The organism is Vibrio sp. Isolate22 (genome assembly GCF_022398115.1).
Taxonomy (GTDB): domain Bacteria; phylum Pseudomonadota; class Gammaproteobacteria; order Enterobacterales; family Vibrionaceae; genus Vibrio.
Window position 1 is genome coordinate 1 of record NZ_JAKEUW010000082.1, and the last position, 16517, is coordinate 16517.

Sequence of the window (16517 nt, forward strand, 5' to 3'; positions counted from 1 at the left end):
GGCTAGTGTTCTTGCTCTCGCTGACTAGTACTGGTGTCTTTCTTCGAGTTCTTTCGCCACCCGTAGATTTGAGATTCATGTAAAGAAAGCTGTCTTGCTGTCGCAGCTACTCCCACTTTATCTGCTAACTTCAGGGCTTCTGCTTTAAATTCAGGGGAATGTTTAATTCTAGTTTTCTTAGTTGTCATTGTTCACCTCGTTAGTGATTGTACTCACTTAACTCAGTGTCCAAAACTGCTGGGGCGGATCATTTTTGAAGAATACGTACCACTAGACATGGTAAGTGAAGATGTATGGGATTCGCTTTATGAGCGCTATAAAAACAAACTGAAAGAACATGTCGAGTTCGCCCAATAACTCTTGTGTGTCTTACCTCTAATCAAAATTAAGCAAATAATTGTCAATAAAAGGAACAAAGAAAAAATGACCGCGACAATTTCAGTCAGCAAAAGTGCGATATTTGAGCTAATCATGGCTGGTTTAGAAGCTTATGCTGTAAAACATCAGGGCAGCAAGAGTATTTCTGTAGAAACCGCCGCTCACCTTTGGGGGTACGTGAACAAAACACATCCATTTAAATGTACGATAAATCATGTCTCTGTAGAGACGTCTGCAAAGCGAAAGCGCTCTTCAGTTGAATTTAGCTCTGAATCTCTTTTGATTAAAAAAGACATCGCGAAAGTGTTCGGAGACCAGTATCAATATATAGGAACCGCTCATTCTCACCCTTATTTGCGGGAAGAAAACATCGATGCCGCAAGAATCAGAAAAGACAAGTTGTATGGATTATCTGATGCTGATCATAAATGTGAGATTGGATATCCCGAAATTGAGGTGACTGGTAAATCGTACAGTGTAGCTTTGGTACTAACGGTTCATTCGATGCTTAAGGCTGATGATAGAAAAGATGGAACAAGCTTCGGAGAACCACTTATCGAGTTTTCTCTCGGCAATATCAAATTCTGGCTGTATGGCCGAGTTTTTGAGCATAAATCGAAGTCATCTTTGAGCGACGAGGAACGTCATTCTTATGAACGTTATAAGTTGGCCCTAGGTAATATTCCCAACGATAAAATAGTTCCTGTGCCTCTAGAGACTGTGTTAGAAAGTGGTGTTTTTATAGATACATTGTGCAAAGACTTTGGCAGATTGAGGTTTTTAGATAATGAATCAGAATATGATTTAGCCACTGTTGCAGAGCGTAGATGGGGATAACGTTTCTGGCGTAGTCTCAGCTTACGCTTGTTTTGTTAGCGGCACTGGTTCAAGTGCTGCTATATCGTCTAAGATGTTTCACATTCTAAGTTAGTAGTTCTAAGGCGCTTTTGTCCCATTTAGGTTTTAGAAAAACAAGAAATACACAATAGTAGAATCTATCAAGTCGTTAACTATTCATATAAACATAAATAACTAATAGAGATAAAAATGATACGCAAATTGAGCATTGCAGGATTGTTATTGGCTGCAAGTACATCAGCTACAGCAGAGCTGTGGACGGATGAAACTACACACTTAATTAACAAATCATTAGAAGCAAAAAGTGCCGCCGCAAAAGAAACTCTCAGAGAAGCCGGAATTATTTTCACAAAAACAGACGTTTCCTTCAGAGCATCAATAGTAAGAATATCTAGCTTTATCGTTATGACTGGTGATACACCGCTTCAATTCGAACATGTAAAAGCGCAAGTTGATTTAGAATGCGAAAAAGCAATGGATATTGTGGATACATACTCAAACGTTTCAGGTGTGGGCATTGACGTGGCGTATACTGGTTCTGTGAGTATTCAACATTCGAAAATGTGTTGGTAGGTGCCTTTGACTTTACCAATCAGAGTTAAAGGCTCTCTACTTTGAGCTACCTCACTAAATCGCTTTTGTCCCGAAGCGAAGAAACACACAAGTCGAACAACTACCTCCCTGATTATTTCACTTATGTGTGATAACCTTTAACGATCCAAAACTTCAGCAGTAAATTGTCAACATTTCTCGAATATGCCAATGAACAATCATCCATCGCCAATCGACAAGAATTTCTTGAAACAACTAGTTCGCTCAAAGCTTGAGCCTACATGGTCTGATAGTAAATCATCAACGCCGGACATGTCTTGGATCACGCCTGTTGTATTAGATGTATTGTACTCAGAACTGATGATCCATACGCGAGGCAATCAAACCAAAGCAGCCAAGATTTTGGGGATCAACAGAGGAAACTTCAGCGCCAAATTAAAGCAGCAATCACGTCAATCGTTTACATTAGATACGGTAAATGATCGTGTTTAAAGGTCATTGGTACTCACTTTCTGGGGCTGAGCTTAACTTAGAACCTCTATATCTAAAAAAATCGATGCCTGCATCATTAGTCGTTGCGGCTCGAAGTGTTGGAGCAAATGTAATTCTTTTACACAACCATCATCGCTGGGCGTTACTCGACGTTAATGAGGAAAGGCGTCTACTCGTTATTGACGAAAGTTAAATCTGTATAAATAATCAGTATTGTCATCTCATTGATTACATAAGATTATTACATTGTTTATCTATGTAAGGGCAGGAAAGAACGTGTCTCAAGAGCAATTATACGATATCGCTGTCGGCTTGCTTGCCAAGCGTGATTACGCTTCTGGTGAAATGCGTCGTCATCTTTCAAAGCAAGCTGATAGTGAGTTGGTAGAGATGGTGATGGAACGCTTACTATCTCATCACTACCTTGATGATGCTCGGCTTGCTGAGAGAGAAATATCAAAACAGTTGCTCAAATTGCATGGGATGTCACGCATCAAACAAGAACTAAGACAGAAAGGGTTAGACTCACTCGTTATTGACCAAGCACTTGAAGATACAGATGTTGACTGGTTTGAGCTTTGCTTGAAAGCAAAAGAGAAAAAGTTTGGCGACAACGTAGCTAGTGATCATGCAGAAAAAGCGAAAATGGTTCGTTATTTACAATACCGAGGCCATTCAATATCAGCGATATTAGAATGTATTTCCTAACGGATTGACTCAATACTGTCTATAGACATGTCTATGATTTTGAATGATAATATCGACATCAAGCGTACATCGTATAATGGCTATTACCTCAGCCTTCCAAGCTGATGATGCGGGTTCGATTCCCGCTGTACGCTCCATTCTAATAGGCTATTTTGTCTAAAGTCTCCCGTGGATTTCTAATTGAAGTCACACCAAAAACACAACAAACGTTATCACATCGGAGCATATAAAACGCAATATGGTGCACATTCACTGCCTGCGTATTTCGTGATTACGATCGCTCGTTTCCCTCAGAATTTTAGAGAGTTGTAAGATGTTAAGAGCAAAATGCCATTGCCCTTAACGTGGAAGGTTATGACTGTATGGGCATTGCATAGGAGAGTTCATGTACTAATTGTCTAAACATCGACTCTTTACCCTCTGGGATTATTAACTGATCTTTGCCTACACGCTGGCACCACTTCTGTAATTTCGGCGCTGACGCTATGTTCTTTGCGATCGACTCGGTATCACATTTTAAAAGTAAAAAGCGCCCCTCTAATCGTACAGCATTCTTATTGTTCTCCAACATTTTGAAGAGGTGCTCAATTTGAGTAGGGAAATAAGGCTGTTCATCTCTTTCAGATAGAAAAGATTGTATTTCGTCTAAGTCACCACCATTTTCGAGATGTGAGAGTAGCTTGCTTGTGCATAGTTGCCAGACTTGGTCGGTAACTTCATCCGCATAATTAGTAAGGAATACTCGCTCACTTGTAGTGGGAGGCTGTATAAACTGCACACGATTCTTTGGCAACAATGCGAGCGATGTTTTCGTTGATTCGGATACATCGATATAGGAATCAACCACTCCAAGCACATAGGCTCCTAGCGTTGTAAGCCTGATATATTTTAAACCATCATAAATAGACAAATAATCTAGATCATATTGCCCCCAACGGTCATAGTAATTGTCTTGAGCATTCTCGGGCGTTACGTAAGCAATATCTACGATCCCTAGGGTTGCGAAATACTCCATCATTAGGCAGCGAGAGTAAACATTAGTAAGGAAGGTGTCGTCATGAAATCGACCATACGTGGAATCACCGATATACAAACTATAGGGTTCAAACGTAACATTAAAGAATTGACCTTCAACCGCCATTAATCTCAGATAGTCATCAAAAGAGACCCATTCTTCAAGTGGACAAGCCCGCAATACTTCTATACAAGCGTCCCTGCGGCTCAGAACATTGGTAAAATATTTCTGACCTTTGCCTTTTTGCCCTTTAATCTGGTTGATACGCGAAAACTCGTCAAATTTGCTTCGATCTTTCCAGTCCAAGAAAAGCTGTCTAATGATGTCACAATGTCGTTGTTGAAGAGCGGATTTTTTCAGGTTGATTTGCAATTCGCCATTTGTCTCTTTGAACCATAAAGAGGCTCTTAGGATTTGAATCCAACCAAAAGCCTTTATACTTTTCGCTGATTCGTCATCCAGTGATGTTGCCCTTTGGTACGGCTCATTGAGTTTGTTGCATAACTGATGAAGTAAGGCTTTAGAAGGCTGCCCAGTTTTCGGGCTGACTTTTAACTTCTTATCCTTAATAGTGTTAAGAAAAATATTAAGCTCGGCTTCTGTGTATTGTGATGTCTCTGACGTTTCAACCTCTTCACCATCGATAATTGTCGTTGGTACAGAAAAATGTGGCGGCAATGGAACATGAGGTTTCAAAAAAGCTAATAGGTCATTAGGTATTCTAACCGAAGATCCGTAACGGCGATCCGGATAAAAGAATGGAGATAAAGCTTTGTCACTCTTATCTTTATCTCGACTTCGATACAAAGACCAGTCTTCTGTGCTTGGTGGCTCTTTTTGATATTTTGACCAGAATACGAAACCGTCCATATAACCAGCTTGATTGTGAACTGCCTCTTGCAAAGCCAGCTTCTGAATATCTGAGAGGTGGTTCCAAATTGACTGTAGATTGTCTGGGTTCATCAATGCACTAAAGAGTGTACTTGCAACTTCTGCTTTACGACTGGGGATAGCACAAGAAAAGGGTAATGACTTGATACGAAATTTCAGGTCATCGACGGTGCAGTGCTCTATAAGGTTTTGAAAATTATCCATGTTGTTCCTAGCTTTCTTTATATCTACAGGGAATTTTATCCTACCCCTCTTAGATCTTTCTCCTTATTTTTGAAAGGCGCACTTAGCATACTTTGAGTGAATGCAAATTCAATGGAAGATGCGACTTGCCAACTCGCTTTTGTCCCAAAGCGGCTTACCTCTCCGCCATATAAATTCATCTCTATCGCATAACCACCAATATCACCACATTAGTTTTATTTGGGCAAATTTCGAACGATTTAATGCGCAGATTTGTACGAGAAAGCTAATAATGGGGCATAAACGAGTTCAAGCTCAGGTTGCTTTGTGGTTTCATTTAGGGATAGACTAGGTGTTATCAATGATAGCGGGACTTTTTAGTACATTGATGTCTACTCCGAAGAGTCGCAGGCCGCGCCGCGATAACCAAAGACCTCCGCAATTTCAATAGCCCTGTTCTCTTCCGCTCATAGAGTATTGACCGCAGATAGCGCGTAATAGAGCCACTTTTAGTGGCTCTTGTCGTATCTAGGTATTAGAAAAGCAGAGATTCTTACGCTCAAATTTGCCACGTCCATCTACAGTTCGTAACAAGCAATGGGGCAGAAATGAGTTTGAGACTAAAAGGCATCCCCCCTTCAACCAATTGACCACACACCGTAAAGAAGTGACTAATTTTCTGGAAACTGATAACCTCAAAGCTCAAGTTTTAAGAAAAATAGCTAAGAATTACTGTTTTTCAGGAAAAAGCTAGTAAGCCTTACCACACAAACCTTTCCAGATTTATTGCTGAGACCACCTGTGTAGGTAATCTCGTACAATCAGGTGCAAGAGATTTGATACCTCAAGTGACGCTATCATCAATCAGTGCTCGCTTTAGCATCAAGACAACACTTATTAATTCAGGTAGAACACAAATGATTGAGCAGAAGCTAAAACAAGTATTCGGATTCGATTCACTGAGAAACGGACAGAAGCAAGTCATTGATAATGTTCTATCTGGTCACTCAACGGCAGCGATATTCCCGACAGGTTCGGGGAAATCACTCTGTTATCAGCTACCCGCTTTAGAGTTGCCCCACCTTACCTTGGTGATATCGCCACTGCTCGCCTTGATGAAAGACCAACTCGCTTTCCTACACAGCAAAGGCATCAGCGCGGCTGCAATCGAATCAAGCCAAGACAGGCAAACCACCCAGCAAGTGATGCAATCCGTACGCAATGGTGACACAAAGATACTGATGATCTCAGTAGAACGATTAAAGAACGAACGCTTTCGCCAGTTTATTTCCCAAGTGCCTATCTCGTTGCTTGTGGTCGATGAAGCGCACTGTATCTCGGAATGGGGCCACAACTTCAGACCAGACTACCTAAAGCTGCCTCAATATCAAAAGCAGCTTAATATTCCACAGGTGCTGTTGCTCACAGCGACCGCCACAACATCTGTTATTCAAGATATGAAGTCGAAGTTCAATATCGATGAAGATCGTGTTGCGGTCACTGGCTTCTATCGTCAAAACCTAGACCTATCTATTCAGCCATGCGAACAAGCTAACAAGTTAGAAAGCTTGTGTAGTGTGGTCAACCAAGCGGCACAAGCACCCACAATTGTCTATGTCACTCTGCAACAAACGGCAGAGATGGTTGCTCAACAGCTCCGCAATGCCGGGGTTAACGCTGTGGCTTATCACGCCGGTCTTAAACCAGAAAATAGAGATGCCATTCAACAACAATTCATGAATGATGACGTGCACTGTATTGTGGCGACGATTGCATTTGGTATGGGTGTGGACAAATCAAATATCCGCCGAGTGATTCATTTTGACTTACCAAAATCGATAGAGAACTACTCACAAGAGATAGGAAGAGCTGGCCGTGATGGACAAGCTTCTGAGTGTATTTTACTGGCTAACAAACATGGCTTGAGCACACTTGAGAACTTCGTGTTTGGCGATACACCGGACAACATATCCATCCAAGCAGTATTGAAAGAGATCTACGAAAACCAAAACATTGGGCCGTCTGGCGCCAATCAATGGGAAATCATGCTTAACCAACTTTCGCGTGAATCTAACATTCGCCAGCTGCCGCTTAAAACACTGTTGGTTTACCTCGAAATTGAAGGAGTGATTGAGCCTAAATACAGCTACTTTGCGGACTACAAATTTAAGTTCATTCGCCCTAAACAGCAGATCTGCGAGCAATTCCAAGGCGAACGTCGTCACTTTGTTGAAGCGATCTTCCAGTGTTCTCCGCAAGCGAGAGTTTGGTGCCAGGTCGACTTCGAAGCACTTTGGACTCACTTCCAAGCTGACCGTCAACGCGTGATTGCCGCTATCGATTACTTTAATGAACAGGGCTGGATTGAATTGGAAAGTAAACAGATCACCGACGTTTACGCGATCCACGATACTTCTGAAGAGATGATGCAGTTATCCAAGCGACTCACTGAGTTGTTTAAAGCAAAAGAGAACAGCGAGATAAATCGTCTCAATCAAATGCTGAACTTCTTTGAGGCTGACTCCTGTCTAAGCTCGCGCCTAGCAAGCTACTTTGCAGATAACGAAGCGCCAAAAGCCTGCGGTCACTGCTCAGTATGTCGTGGCCAAGTGGCAACCTTGCCAAGCGTTGATGTTGAATCAGTTGATGATGAGACAGTAATGACCTGGATTCATGAGTTTATTTCTGCAAGCCAACAACTGATTACCGATGAAGCGATTACCCGTTTTCTCTGTGGAATCGCCACCCCACTTTCAACCAAGCTTAAAGCCAGCAAAATGGCGGGCTATGGAAAGTTAGAGCAACAACCTTTCGCCGACACCTTAGCGCGCGTAAAGCAACTTCCTAGATAACGCTAAACGATAAAAACCGACTAGGCCGCAAAGCTGAGTCGGTTTTTATGAAAAGCACTCGCCACGCTGTCTTTAGAAAAAGCTCAGCTGACGCATTTGATCCTTGGGTTGCAACATCACACTCAAACCCAGTAAGCGTATCTCTCGCCCTTGCTGCCTTTTAAGTATCTCACTTAACAGCTCTTTGAAGTGCTCACGGTCTAGAGAAGCATGGATATGCTCAATAGTGGTTTGTTGGAAATCAGCGAATTTGAGCTTAATACCCTGCTTGATGATCGCTTTGCTTGGGCTCGCTTTTTCCAATCGAGTTTCAAGTTCAGGAAACAGCTTGTCTTCTATCACCTTCCAGCACTCGGCGTAAGTCGAAATGTTTTGAGTAAAGGTTCGCTCAACCCCGACAGACTTTCGCTCACGCTCGACAATGACTTCTCGCTCATCGATACCATGGCTGCGCTTCCACAGTGAGGCACCCTGACGACCAAATTTAAGTAGTAAATCGCGATAGTCTGACTCTTTTATATCCTTGCAGGTAAAAAGGCCCGCTTGGTGAAGCTTTTCAATGCTCACCTTGCCGACGCCGGGGATCTTTTCAAGTGGTAGCTCATCGATTACCGCTTGCACATCTTGTGGAGGGATAACGAATTGCCCGTTAGGCTTATTCATATCCGAAGCCACTTTCGCCAAAAACTTTATAGGAGCAATACCGGCAGACGCTGTTAGATTGAGTTCATTCCAAATATCACGACGAATCGACTCTGCTATTAACGTTGCCGAGCCATGACACTGCTTTGAGTCGGTCACATCAAGAAATGCTTCATCCAACGACAACGGCTCGATCACCGAAGTATACCGAGAGAAAATCTCACGGATCTTTTTAGATATCTCGACATAAACCGACATTCTTCCCGGTACCACTAACAAGTTAGGGCAGAGTTGTAGTGCTTTAGCTGTCGGCATGGCCGAGCGAACACCAAACTTACGCGCTTCATAATTGCATGTGCTGAGCACACCACGTTGCTTTTCATGCCCGCCTACGGCTAACGGTCGGTTACGGTAGGCCGGGTTATCCCGCATTTCTACAGCCGCGTATAGGAACCATGGGGTGAAAAATGTAAGTGAGAGTGAGTGGGTGAATGAAAAACCATTTATGACAATATATTAAGGAAGAAAACCACTTACAAATTCCGCATACATTTTTTTCTCACAAAAAACCTCAAAACAAGGCAAAAAAGGAGAGTTTCACTTACATTTTTCTGATGCTAAAACAGACTAATTTGATCACTTTCTTCTTCAATGTTCAGAGCAACAGAAATCCCAATCAACCTGATACCTCGATTTTTCTGTCGCTGCAAACCCTCTTGCAGTAATTCTAAGAAGTAGTTTTTATCTAACTGTGTTTGCTTATGTTCAACCGTAGTTTGCTTAAAGTCATCGAATTTTAACTTCAAGCCTTGCTTAATAATGCCATTTCCGCGTCCTGACTTTGTCAACCTCTCAACAAGCTTGGGATAAAGCATTTCAATTGCATCTATACATTCCTGCTCCGAATGGATATCGGTATGGAACGTTCTTTCAACACCAACTGACTTTCGAACTCTGCTTGTTTCGACCTTACAATTGTCGATACCATTACAACGTTCCCATAGCGTTTGACCGAACTTTCCAAAATGTTTGAGCAATTCGCGGCGCTCAAATACTTTGACATCTCGACCATAAAACAACCCCAGCTTATGCAGCTTTTCCAATGTAACTTTGCCTACGCCTGAAATTTTTCCTAACTCTAAGTTATCGATAAATTCAGGGATTTTGTCAGGAGGGACAACACAGATCCCATTTGGCTTATTTACGTCAGATGCAACCTTGGCTATGAATTTTAATGGCGCTATACCTGCACTGGCGGTGAGATTCAACTCATTAAAAATAGCTCGCCTTATATCTTCTGCAATTAACGTTGCTGAGCCTTTCAAATGTTTAGAATCAGTAACATCAAGGTAGGCTTCATCAAGTGATAGTGGCTCAATTATCGAGGTGTAGCGAGAGAATATTTCATGGATCTGCTTAGAAACTGACTTGTATTTCTCCATATTGCCAGGAATAACCGTCAAATGGGGGCAAAGCTTTAAGGCTTTACCTGTCGGCATTGCAGAGCGAACACCATATTTCCTTGCTTCATAATTACAAGTAGAAAGAACACCTCGACCAAACTGTGAGCCTCCTATAGCCAGAGGAATCCCCCTTAAACTAGGGTTGTCTCTCGCCTCCACAGCCGCATAGTAACAATCAAGATCTATATGTATAATTTTATTAATCATTTCAAATAATTGAAGCTTGGTGAGCACTGTCAGTATGAAGCTAAGTAGCTATGTACGGCGTTGGGACTTTCTGTGACAACACCTCTTTAAAGGCTGTCTTCTTTGAGCAGTCAAATTGCTTGGCTCAACCACTCGTTACGCTGACTCTACTCGCTAGACATTCACATATCAACTTGACAGCCGTTCTCCATAAAATTTCAACGAACCCGCTCATAACACTGTCTTTATATACAGCATACTAGTTCTCAGGTCTTGTGAAAAGAAGCTTTATCACGATAGCTCAACCTCTGAAATAATGAACGTTGCTGCTAATTAATACACTTACCACAAGGAAAGTTTTTTTATTCTATAAATCATTGACTTAAAGAAAAAACCAAGTGTTACAATGGACTATACTCGTGATGAAACTATTGCGAATAAAATAGTCATGGATGAAGAAGTGACCAACGACCCATACCGTCTCATTATGGATATTTCTTTAGATGATATAGACACGTTGCTCTAATACGTTTCAGCCCCGAAATATAATCTGCACCATAAATACTGGATAGAGTGTTAAGTAAGTTTGCCGTACCAGATTTAACTCATGGATCGCTAATGTTCGATTTTCAAGAAATGATTTCTGTCCATCAACATATCATATTGGTACGGTTTGACCGATTTTGCACCGTAACCTCCTGTAAAGCTAAGCTCTTACAATTCCAAACCTTTGAGGGGGCATTAGCCACTTTCTCTATTTGCATTTCATACAACTTAGCATTCCTTTATTTTTATATGTCCTTGTTCAATCAATAAAATGAACCGTTCAAAATCATGCTGATAGGCATAAACAGGATGTGGTGCAGATGAGCCAGCTAAAAACTCTTCGAAAGCCAATCTATAGGTAGTAGATAGTTCATTTGGGTCAATGACTTTAAATGGAACATTGGGCAAATTAAAAGGAGTTAATGTTGGGTATAACGTTGAATTATTTGTTGTCATAGAGTTCTCCTTTCTTTCCGTTAGGCTATTATGTTACGTAGCACGAATCAAAGTCATGCATCAACATTTAGGTGACTATTTGTTGTTCTAAATGATAGACGGGACTCAACGCAATCTTAGGAGTTTGTTATGAATCAGAAAACTCGACTGCGCAATTTAGGCGGTGGGCTCAACATTATTTCCGATTGTTCGCGGCAAGACATTGATGTTGGTTTTTGGCAAGAGTGCTGTGCTGAATTAAAAATTTATGCCGTTTTACGAACGAAAGGTGGGAGTGGTGAGCGTCATACTGTACGAGTTCTACAGCAACAACTAATACAGCGTGGAGAACGACCTCTCATTGTTAGAGTTTTTAGAGTTCGTGATAACGAATATGGTACTGATTTTGATTCATTGGCTGAACTAGAAAATTCTGAGGAACTGACGGGTTCGTTCATGTGGGATTGGAGCGAGTGTCACTGTAACCATCAGCTGGCACAGGCTCTATTCAAATCATCATTTACGAGCGTAATTTTAACTCAAGGGGGGAGCTCTGGAGTAGACTATAAAGATGTCATGAATGCCGCAGAATTGGCTCGCCACACATATCTAACCGTCAATATTGACTGTGATTCGTCTGTAGAATCTCATACAAACATAGTCGAAGAGCTGAAAAACTCGATGCTAAATGTGGAATGTGTCTCCTCTGTATTATGGAAGGGAAATCGATGGGATGAGCCAAACCATGAGCTTATGAACCTGTCGAATGTAAGTGTCGAACACCCTTTGTCAGCTCAATACAAAGCTCTCAATCTTTTCTCTGACTTCTTGCAAATCAGATAAGCGTCCTGAAGCGATGATACGAATTGGGCTTCGCCCATTGAAGAAGGTGTTGTTGTTTGCATGACACATAAAGCCATATACATTGGCTTCATTGCTAAATATTGTCCTTAAAGTGGCATGGATATTTAAAATGTGGCTGATTCTAACTTCAAGATTATCCTCTTCAGTTGGCAGAATAACTGGTATCTGTTCATGGGTTGCTCCCCATTTTAACAACAGTGTTTCGGCGGATTTCAGCCCAGTGGATAGCCTCTGACTCATCAATACTTCTCCTTAATTCATTATCGTTATATTAAATCTTAACGTATCTACGACAGTTGCCTAGACCTAACCAAGCCTTAATGTGCAAAGCATTGGTGGTATTATGTTTTGGTTTAATATTTGAGAGGGTATATATCCAATATATGGTTTCACTTTCAACGGAACTACAACGTAGAATCGACAAATTGTCGATCTTATGTCTATCAAATCAAGGTTAATGGAGCGACATAGAATCAGCAAAATGTCGATTCTATGTCTATTGTCATATGGCTAATAGAGTCGTTTGGTATCTGTTCTGTGAGTGTTATGTCTATGCTGTCTCATGAAGTAAAACAGTTTGGGGTAATATTAAACAGCAAGGGACTCCGAGGGGACTACAGTTAAAAACCGTGATATTTCCCCCCTTGTTCCAATATGTTTTTCTGCGACAATCACCTTGAAAAACACCGATAACTATTAACTATGCTTCAGTAGTTCACATTGTCACTTTCTTTTCTAACAACTACCGAGGAATCCTCGGCAGTTGTTTCGTAATTTATGGCAACACCCACCTTCTAATTGTGCAACAGGCTGCTGCACAAATCAGCCCAACGTATTTCAGTCTCAAATCTGGTTAATAAATTAAGCTACCCAATACACCGTCATCCAGAAAGTGCAGCAATCACTTTGCTTGCGATATGCTTTGGACATCGACCATAGTAATCTTCTAAAGCGTGGAAGTGTTCTACTGTAAAGCACGCACTGAGAGAGCTTAAGCGTTTTCCTCTTAAGGCTTCCAAAGGAAAAGCCACGCCAGAGCTACTTATGCTTGCTTCATCCCAAACAATACGCTCGCCAAAGCGTCTTTTGTGACGCTGATCTTGCTTAGTATCAGAGCGGCCTTTTAGAGCCTCGAGAACAACAGCAAGGGACAGGTCATTAATCTTTGCTAAATGGAGCAGCGCGGTGATCTTCTTTTTGTATCGCTTACTAAAATATCGCATAGCTTGATCTAACTCGGTTACAGGAACATTCGGTATAGTTTACCAACGAACTATCAATCACTACAAAATCACTCTCGTCCATTTTTGAGTCAGCAAACACAGGCTGACTCATCTTTGCCCCATTATTGGATAGACCTTTTACTCTTTCATATCCTGTTCATGGGCTTTTACCTTATTAAAAGTTATCCATTCTTCTAATGCTGTTCGTCGTGAATCCCCATGTAGTATCACGGGTGTCAATTCGACCTAACTATCAGCGTGTTAAGCCATTGTCTTTCACAGCTATAAATACTTATAATGAAACTTCTTGCATTTAAATCCATAACTTAAGTTAAAAGTCAGAACTTACGGTTAGTTTTGTTTGCTCATGTATATATCAATAGTTTCACTTTATTGAGGAATTTAGCTTGGCATATTGTCAGTGTGGTGATTTCGTAGTTCTTGAACATGTTAAGGTTATTGCATTCGAGAGCGAGCCTTTGTTTATAACTCCGAGTCTTGAAGGGTGGAATCCCAACATCCAAATCATGTTTAGCCGTGATAGAAAAAATGAGAAAGGTAGGCTTCTTGAGTTTTTTAATCATCACGATACAGCTGTACTTAAGTTTACAAATTGGCATTCATACAATAAAAAATCTCTTCTTGGACCATACGAACTCGGTGAATCTCCCTCTGGAAGTAAAATCTCGGTTTTCATCGTCCATGAATTTATCGATGAAGAACCATTCCCCACTCATAGCATAGAATTACAATTCATGGAGGGTGGCGAAGATGACTTTGAAAACCTCTAGAGATAAGACTCAGCCACAAGGACAGTTTTCTAAGTCTCGTGTATTATTTGAAGAAGAGTATGAAAACCTTTCACATACTAAAATTTCAATATCTGAAGAAAAACTAAGACTCCAACTTATAGAGTATGAAAAGTCCGTAAGGTACAAGTTCTCTTGGGGAGCTCCTTTTGGTATTTTTTTGACTTTGATTACTGCGATTTTGACTACTGATTTCAAAACGTTTCTTTTGTTAGATAAAGCAACATGGGAGGTTTTATACTGGGTAGGAGCTTTGTTAACATTATACTTAACTGGAAAAAACAAATTAAAATCAAAGAATTACAACGTTACAATGGATATTTTGATAGATCGTATCAAAAACAAACCATAACTTACGACTTCAGTTGGATTGACATCCATAAAAAAGCCCGTATTCCACGGGCTTAAAATTATTTTTCTTTAGAGGTGCTGTCATCCAAATACTCAAACCACCTATTTAGGTTGCTTTTAATTATACGTAGCGATTGAAGCAATAGAATAGATGCGAATACTGCAGATAAAATACAAAGAATAGATGCGAAAATTGAACTAATGAATCCAACGGTCATTTGCATCACAGCTGCGATGATACTTGCTAAGATCGCATAAAAAAGAATATCACTAAGTTCTCGTAATGGTTGATACAGAGTCCCAATACTTTTATTTAAGTTTTTTTGTTTGTCCCACGTTTCCTTGTATTTTTTATTGTCATAAACATTTTCTTTCATATTTACGATAATAAACGTTTTTAACGACATCAAGAAACCACCAAGAGCTAAGAAACCTGCAAACAGGTGGCCTCTTATATTTTTGGCATAGAACTCATCAAAATTGATGATTTCTTTACATGTCTTAAGCTCAGTAGCTAGTGCTGTCATCTTGCCATCTTCTTGAGTATAAAAATCATAGTTGCAACTCCATAGGAATAACCATAAAAAACCCAAAATAATTAAAATGCACGATAACAAGAAATAGCTACCAACTTTAGTTTTCATTCAGTTACTTCCACATCAAAAATCGTTTTCTCTGCTTTACAGACTGACAGCATGCTAGCAATAACATCACAGCTATGAAATTTCGACACTTCCACTCCATGAAGCTTTTGAGCTAGATCATCAAAGTCTTCTACCTTAAAGCATGATCCTGCATTAAATAGCTTAACAGGTACACTTGTACCATCATAATCTTCAGCTATGACTCTTCCCGAGTTTACATCAGACCTTTCTGTAAAAGCTTTGATGTCTCTTGCTAAAGAGTTTATTGAAAATGTTGAGTTGAACGTCAATTTCTCTTTACGTTTAGATACATATCTCGACAACGCAAGACCTTTTGTGTTTCTTGCATCTAAGAAAGAGTATTCGAACTCAATTGACTTAAGTTTTTTATAAGATTTCAATACATCTTCTAATTCATCAACAGTAACTAAAGGTGTAAAAACAATGCTACTCTTCATTGACTTACGTAGCTTAACTTCCTGTCTGTTGGTAAGCTTTTTTTGCTCAGCTTTTAACGTTATTTTTTCAAGGTCAATTGCCGCTTCGATTTTACTATTTGATAATTCTCTAAAAGATTTTTTTAGTAAAATTCCCGCTATATTTAATGAACATGATTGATGGTAGTGCTGATATAAGCCCAATCCGTTCTCTTTGTTAACAACAAAAAAGTTAAAGTCCATGAACCTTTGTGCTGGATCTTCTAGAGATGATACTTTGAAAGTTAGGCCGGTAAGAGTCTTTTCTGCTCTCGGGAGTTTCCGTTGCTCCTTAAATGTAACAATCAGCCCTAAGTAGTAGTCTTCATCATGTGTAGTGTTAACAAATATCTGTCTATGTTCAGATTCATTACCATCAACATCTTTTTGCATAATCAAGATATTTTCTTGTTCAAGGTGCTCGAAAAACTCTTTTGGACTGACACCTGCACTCTCATGCTCAACAGAAATATCGAAGCCTAAATATTTAACATCCATAACATCTATTTTTTTATGTAATTTTGCTGCCATCATACCCCATCACTTGCACATAAAGAATGTTTCATACTATAAAAGAGCTGGTTAGATCTCCAAATTCTATCCAATAAATGTAGTGGCTGAGTGAATTTGGCTACTTGATTAGAGGTTTGCAATACCTGAAATTATCCGTGAGATTCTAATTTAGGAAGATCACTGGCACGGAATTGTCCGTGCGACGTGAAGTCGCATGAAGCGCTGTTCACCGCGATAAGAGTGAACCGTTTGTATCACCAGACGACCCTAAGGCTCTGAATAAAGCAGCGAGCCTGACAATGTAACGAAGTTTGGCACTGTGCCAAACGGGAGCAGAACCGTGAGGGAATGCTCCTCCTGATAACCACGAATTGGGTGAGTGCTAGGGAATCAGTATGATGAACGAAAGTGAATCCATGTAAGGTGCGTTATACGT

General features: G+C 40.4%; 16 protein-coding genes, 1 tRNA gene and 1 pseudogene. 9 read left to right on the forward strand and 9 right to left on the reverse strand.

The window, feature by feature from the left end; translation table 11 throughout:
• Positions 1-8: 8 nt before the first annotated feature.
• Positions 9-188: pseudogene (locus L1D55_RS25145) on the reverse strand (transposase); the annotation flags it as partial.
• A gap of 235 nt (positions 189-423) precedes the next feature.
• Here L1D55_RS25145 and L1D55_RS25150 point away from each other — a divergent pair.
• The 5 genes from L1D55_RS25150 (at position 424) to L1D55_RS25170 (ending at position 3125) form a co-directional block, all read left to right on the forward strand.
• A complete protein-coding gene (locus L1D55_RS25150) occupies positions 424-1215 on the forward strand; it encodes a hypothetical protein (RefSeq protein WP_239919283.1) in 792 nt (263 codons plus the stop codon).
• 210 nt (positions 1216-1425) lie between these two features.
• A complete protein-coding gene (locus L1D55_RS25155; protein WP_239919284.1) occupies positions 1426-1809 on the forward strand; it encodes a hypothetical protein in 384 nt (127 codons plus the stop codon).
• Positions 1810-1998: 189 nt separating this feature from the next.
• Positions 1999-2280, forward strand: coding sequence for a helix-turn-helix domain-containing protein (locus tag L1D55_RS25160; protein ID WP_233966667.1), 282 nt, complete (start codon positions 1999-2001; stop codon positions 2278-2280).
• 276 nt (positions 2281-2556) lie between these two features.
• On the forward strand, positions 2557-2988 hold the full coding sequence (locus tag L1D55_RS25165; protein WP_132785133.1) for a regulatory protein RecX: 432 nt from the start codon (positions 2557-2559) through the stop codon (positions 2986-2988).
• 62 nt (positions 2989-3050) lie between these two features.
• Positions 3051-3125, forward strand: a tRNA-Gly gene (locus L1D55_RS25170).
• A gap of 215 nt (positions 3126-3340) precedes the next feature.
• Here the strand turns inward: L1D55_RS25170 and L1D55_RS25175 are convergent.
• Entirely contained in the window at positions 3341-5098 is a 1758-nt protein-coding gene (locus L1D55_RS25175; RefSeq protein ID WP_239919285.1) for a hypothetical protein, read from the reverse strand.
• 896 nt (positions 5099-5994) lie between these two features.
• Here L1D55_RS25175 and L1D55_RS25180 point away from each other — a divergent pair.
• Positions 5995-7929 (forward strand): RecQ family ATP-dependent DNA helicase, encoded by a 1935-nt coding sequence (locus L1D55_RS25180; protein ID WP_239919286.1) that lies wholly within the window; start codon positions 5995-5997, stop codon positions 7927-7929.
• 72 nt (positions 7930-8001) lie between these two features.
• On the opposite strand, the gene dinB (L1D55_RS25185) is transcribed toward L1D55_RS25180, so the two are convergent.
• From dinB (L1D55_RS25185) to L1D55_RS25195, 3 genes are all read right to left on the reverse strand, one after another.
• Positions 8002-9078 carry a DNA polymerase IV gene (dinB, locus tag L1D55_RS25185; RefSeq protein ID WP_345772797.1) on the reverse strand — a complete coding sequence of 359 codons (1077 nt, stop codon included), beginning with the start codon at positions 9076-9078 and terminating at the stop codon, positions 8002-8004.
• A 110-nt stretch (positions 9079-9188) separates the two neighbouring features.
• The gene (dinB, locus tag L1D55_RS25190) at positions 9189-10241 is read right to left on the reverse strand and encodes a DNA polymerase IV (RefSeq protein ID WP_123962202.1); all 1053 of its coding nucleotides are present in this window, start codon (positions 10239-10241) and stop codon (positions 9189-9191) included.
• 753 nt (positions 10242-10994) lie between these two features.
• Entirely contained in the window at positions 10995-11222 is a 228-nt protein-coding gene (locus L1D55_RS25195) for a hypothetical protein (protein WP_123962201.1), read from the reverse strand.
• A 129-nt stretch (positions 11223-11351) separates the two neighbouring features.
• Between L1D55_RS25195 and L1D55_RS25200 the strand changes: the two genes are divergently transcribed.
• A complete protein-coding gene (locus L1D55_RS25200) occupies positions 11352-12044 on the forward strand; it encodes a hypothetical protein (RefSeq protein WP_239919288.1) in 693 nt (230 codons plus the stop codon).
• On the opposite strand, the gene L1D55_RS25205 is transcribed toward L1D55_RS25200, so the two are convergent.
• Together L1D55_RS25205 and L1D55_RS25210 are read right to left on the reverse strand one after the other, a co-directional pair.
• A complete protein-coding gene (locus L1D55_RS25205) occupies positions 11991-12305 on the reverse strand; it encodes a hypothetical protein (protein ID WP_239919289.1) in 315 nt (104 codons plus the stop codon). The two genes, L1D55_RS25200 and L1D55_RS25205, sit on opposite strands and share 54 nt — an antisense overlap.
• Before the next feature lie 641 nt (positions 12306-12946).
• Positions 12947-13288 (reverse strand): hypothetical protein, encoded by a 342-nt coding sequence (locus tag L1D55_RS25210; protein WP_239919290.1) that lies wholly within the window; start codon positions 13286-13288, stop codon positions 12947-12949.
• Between the two features lie 407 nt (positions 13289-13695).
• Here L1D55_RS25210 and L1D55_RS25215 point away from each other — a divergent pair, with 407 nt between their 5' ends.
• Complete coding sequence (locus L1D55_RS25215) at positions 13696-14079, forward strand: hypothetical protein (protein WP_239919291.1); 384 nt, start codon at positions 13696-13698, stop codon at positions 14077-14079.
• Positions 14060-14449: a hypothetical protein gene (locus L1D55_RS25220; protein WP_102420957.1), complete on the forward strand. Its 390-nt coding sequence runs from the start codon at positions 14060-14062 to the stop codon at positions 14447-14449. Before L1D55_RS25215 ends, L1D55_RS25220 begins: the two co-directional genes overlap by 20 nt.
• A 58-nt stretch (positions 14450-14507) precedes the next feature.
• Here L1D55_RS25220 and L1D55_RS25225 read toward each other — a convergent pair whose 3' ends face one another.
• Together L1D55_RS25225 and L1D55_RS25230 are read right to left on the reverse strand one after the other, a co-directional pair.
• Positions 14508-15092 (reverse strand): hypothetical protein, encoded by a 585-nt coding sequence (locus L1D55_RS25225; protein ID WP_102416781.1) that lies wholly within the window; start codon positions 15090-15092, stop codon positions 14508-14510.
• Positions 15089-16102 (reverse strand): hypothetical protein, encoded by a 1014-nt coding sequence (locus tag L1D55_RS25230; protein ID WP_239919292.1) that lies wholly within the window; start codon positions 16100-16102, stop codon positions 15089-15091. The genes L1D55_RS25225 and L1D55_RS25230 overlap by 4 nt, the downstream gene beginning before the upstream one ends.
• Between the last annotated feature and the right edge of the window lie 415 nt (positions 16103-16517).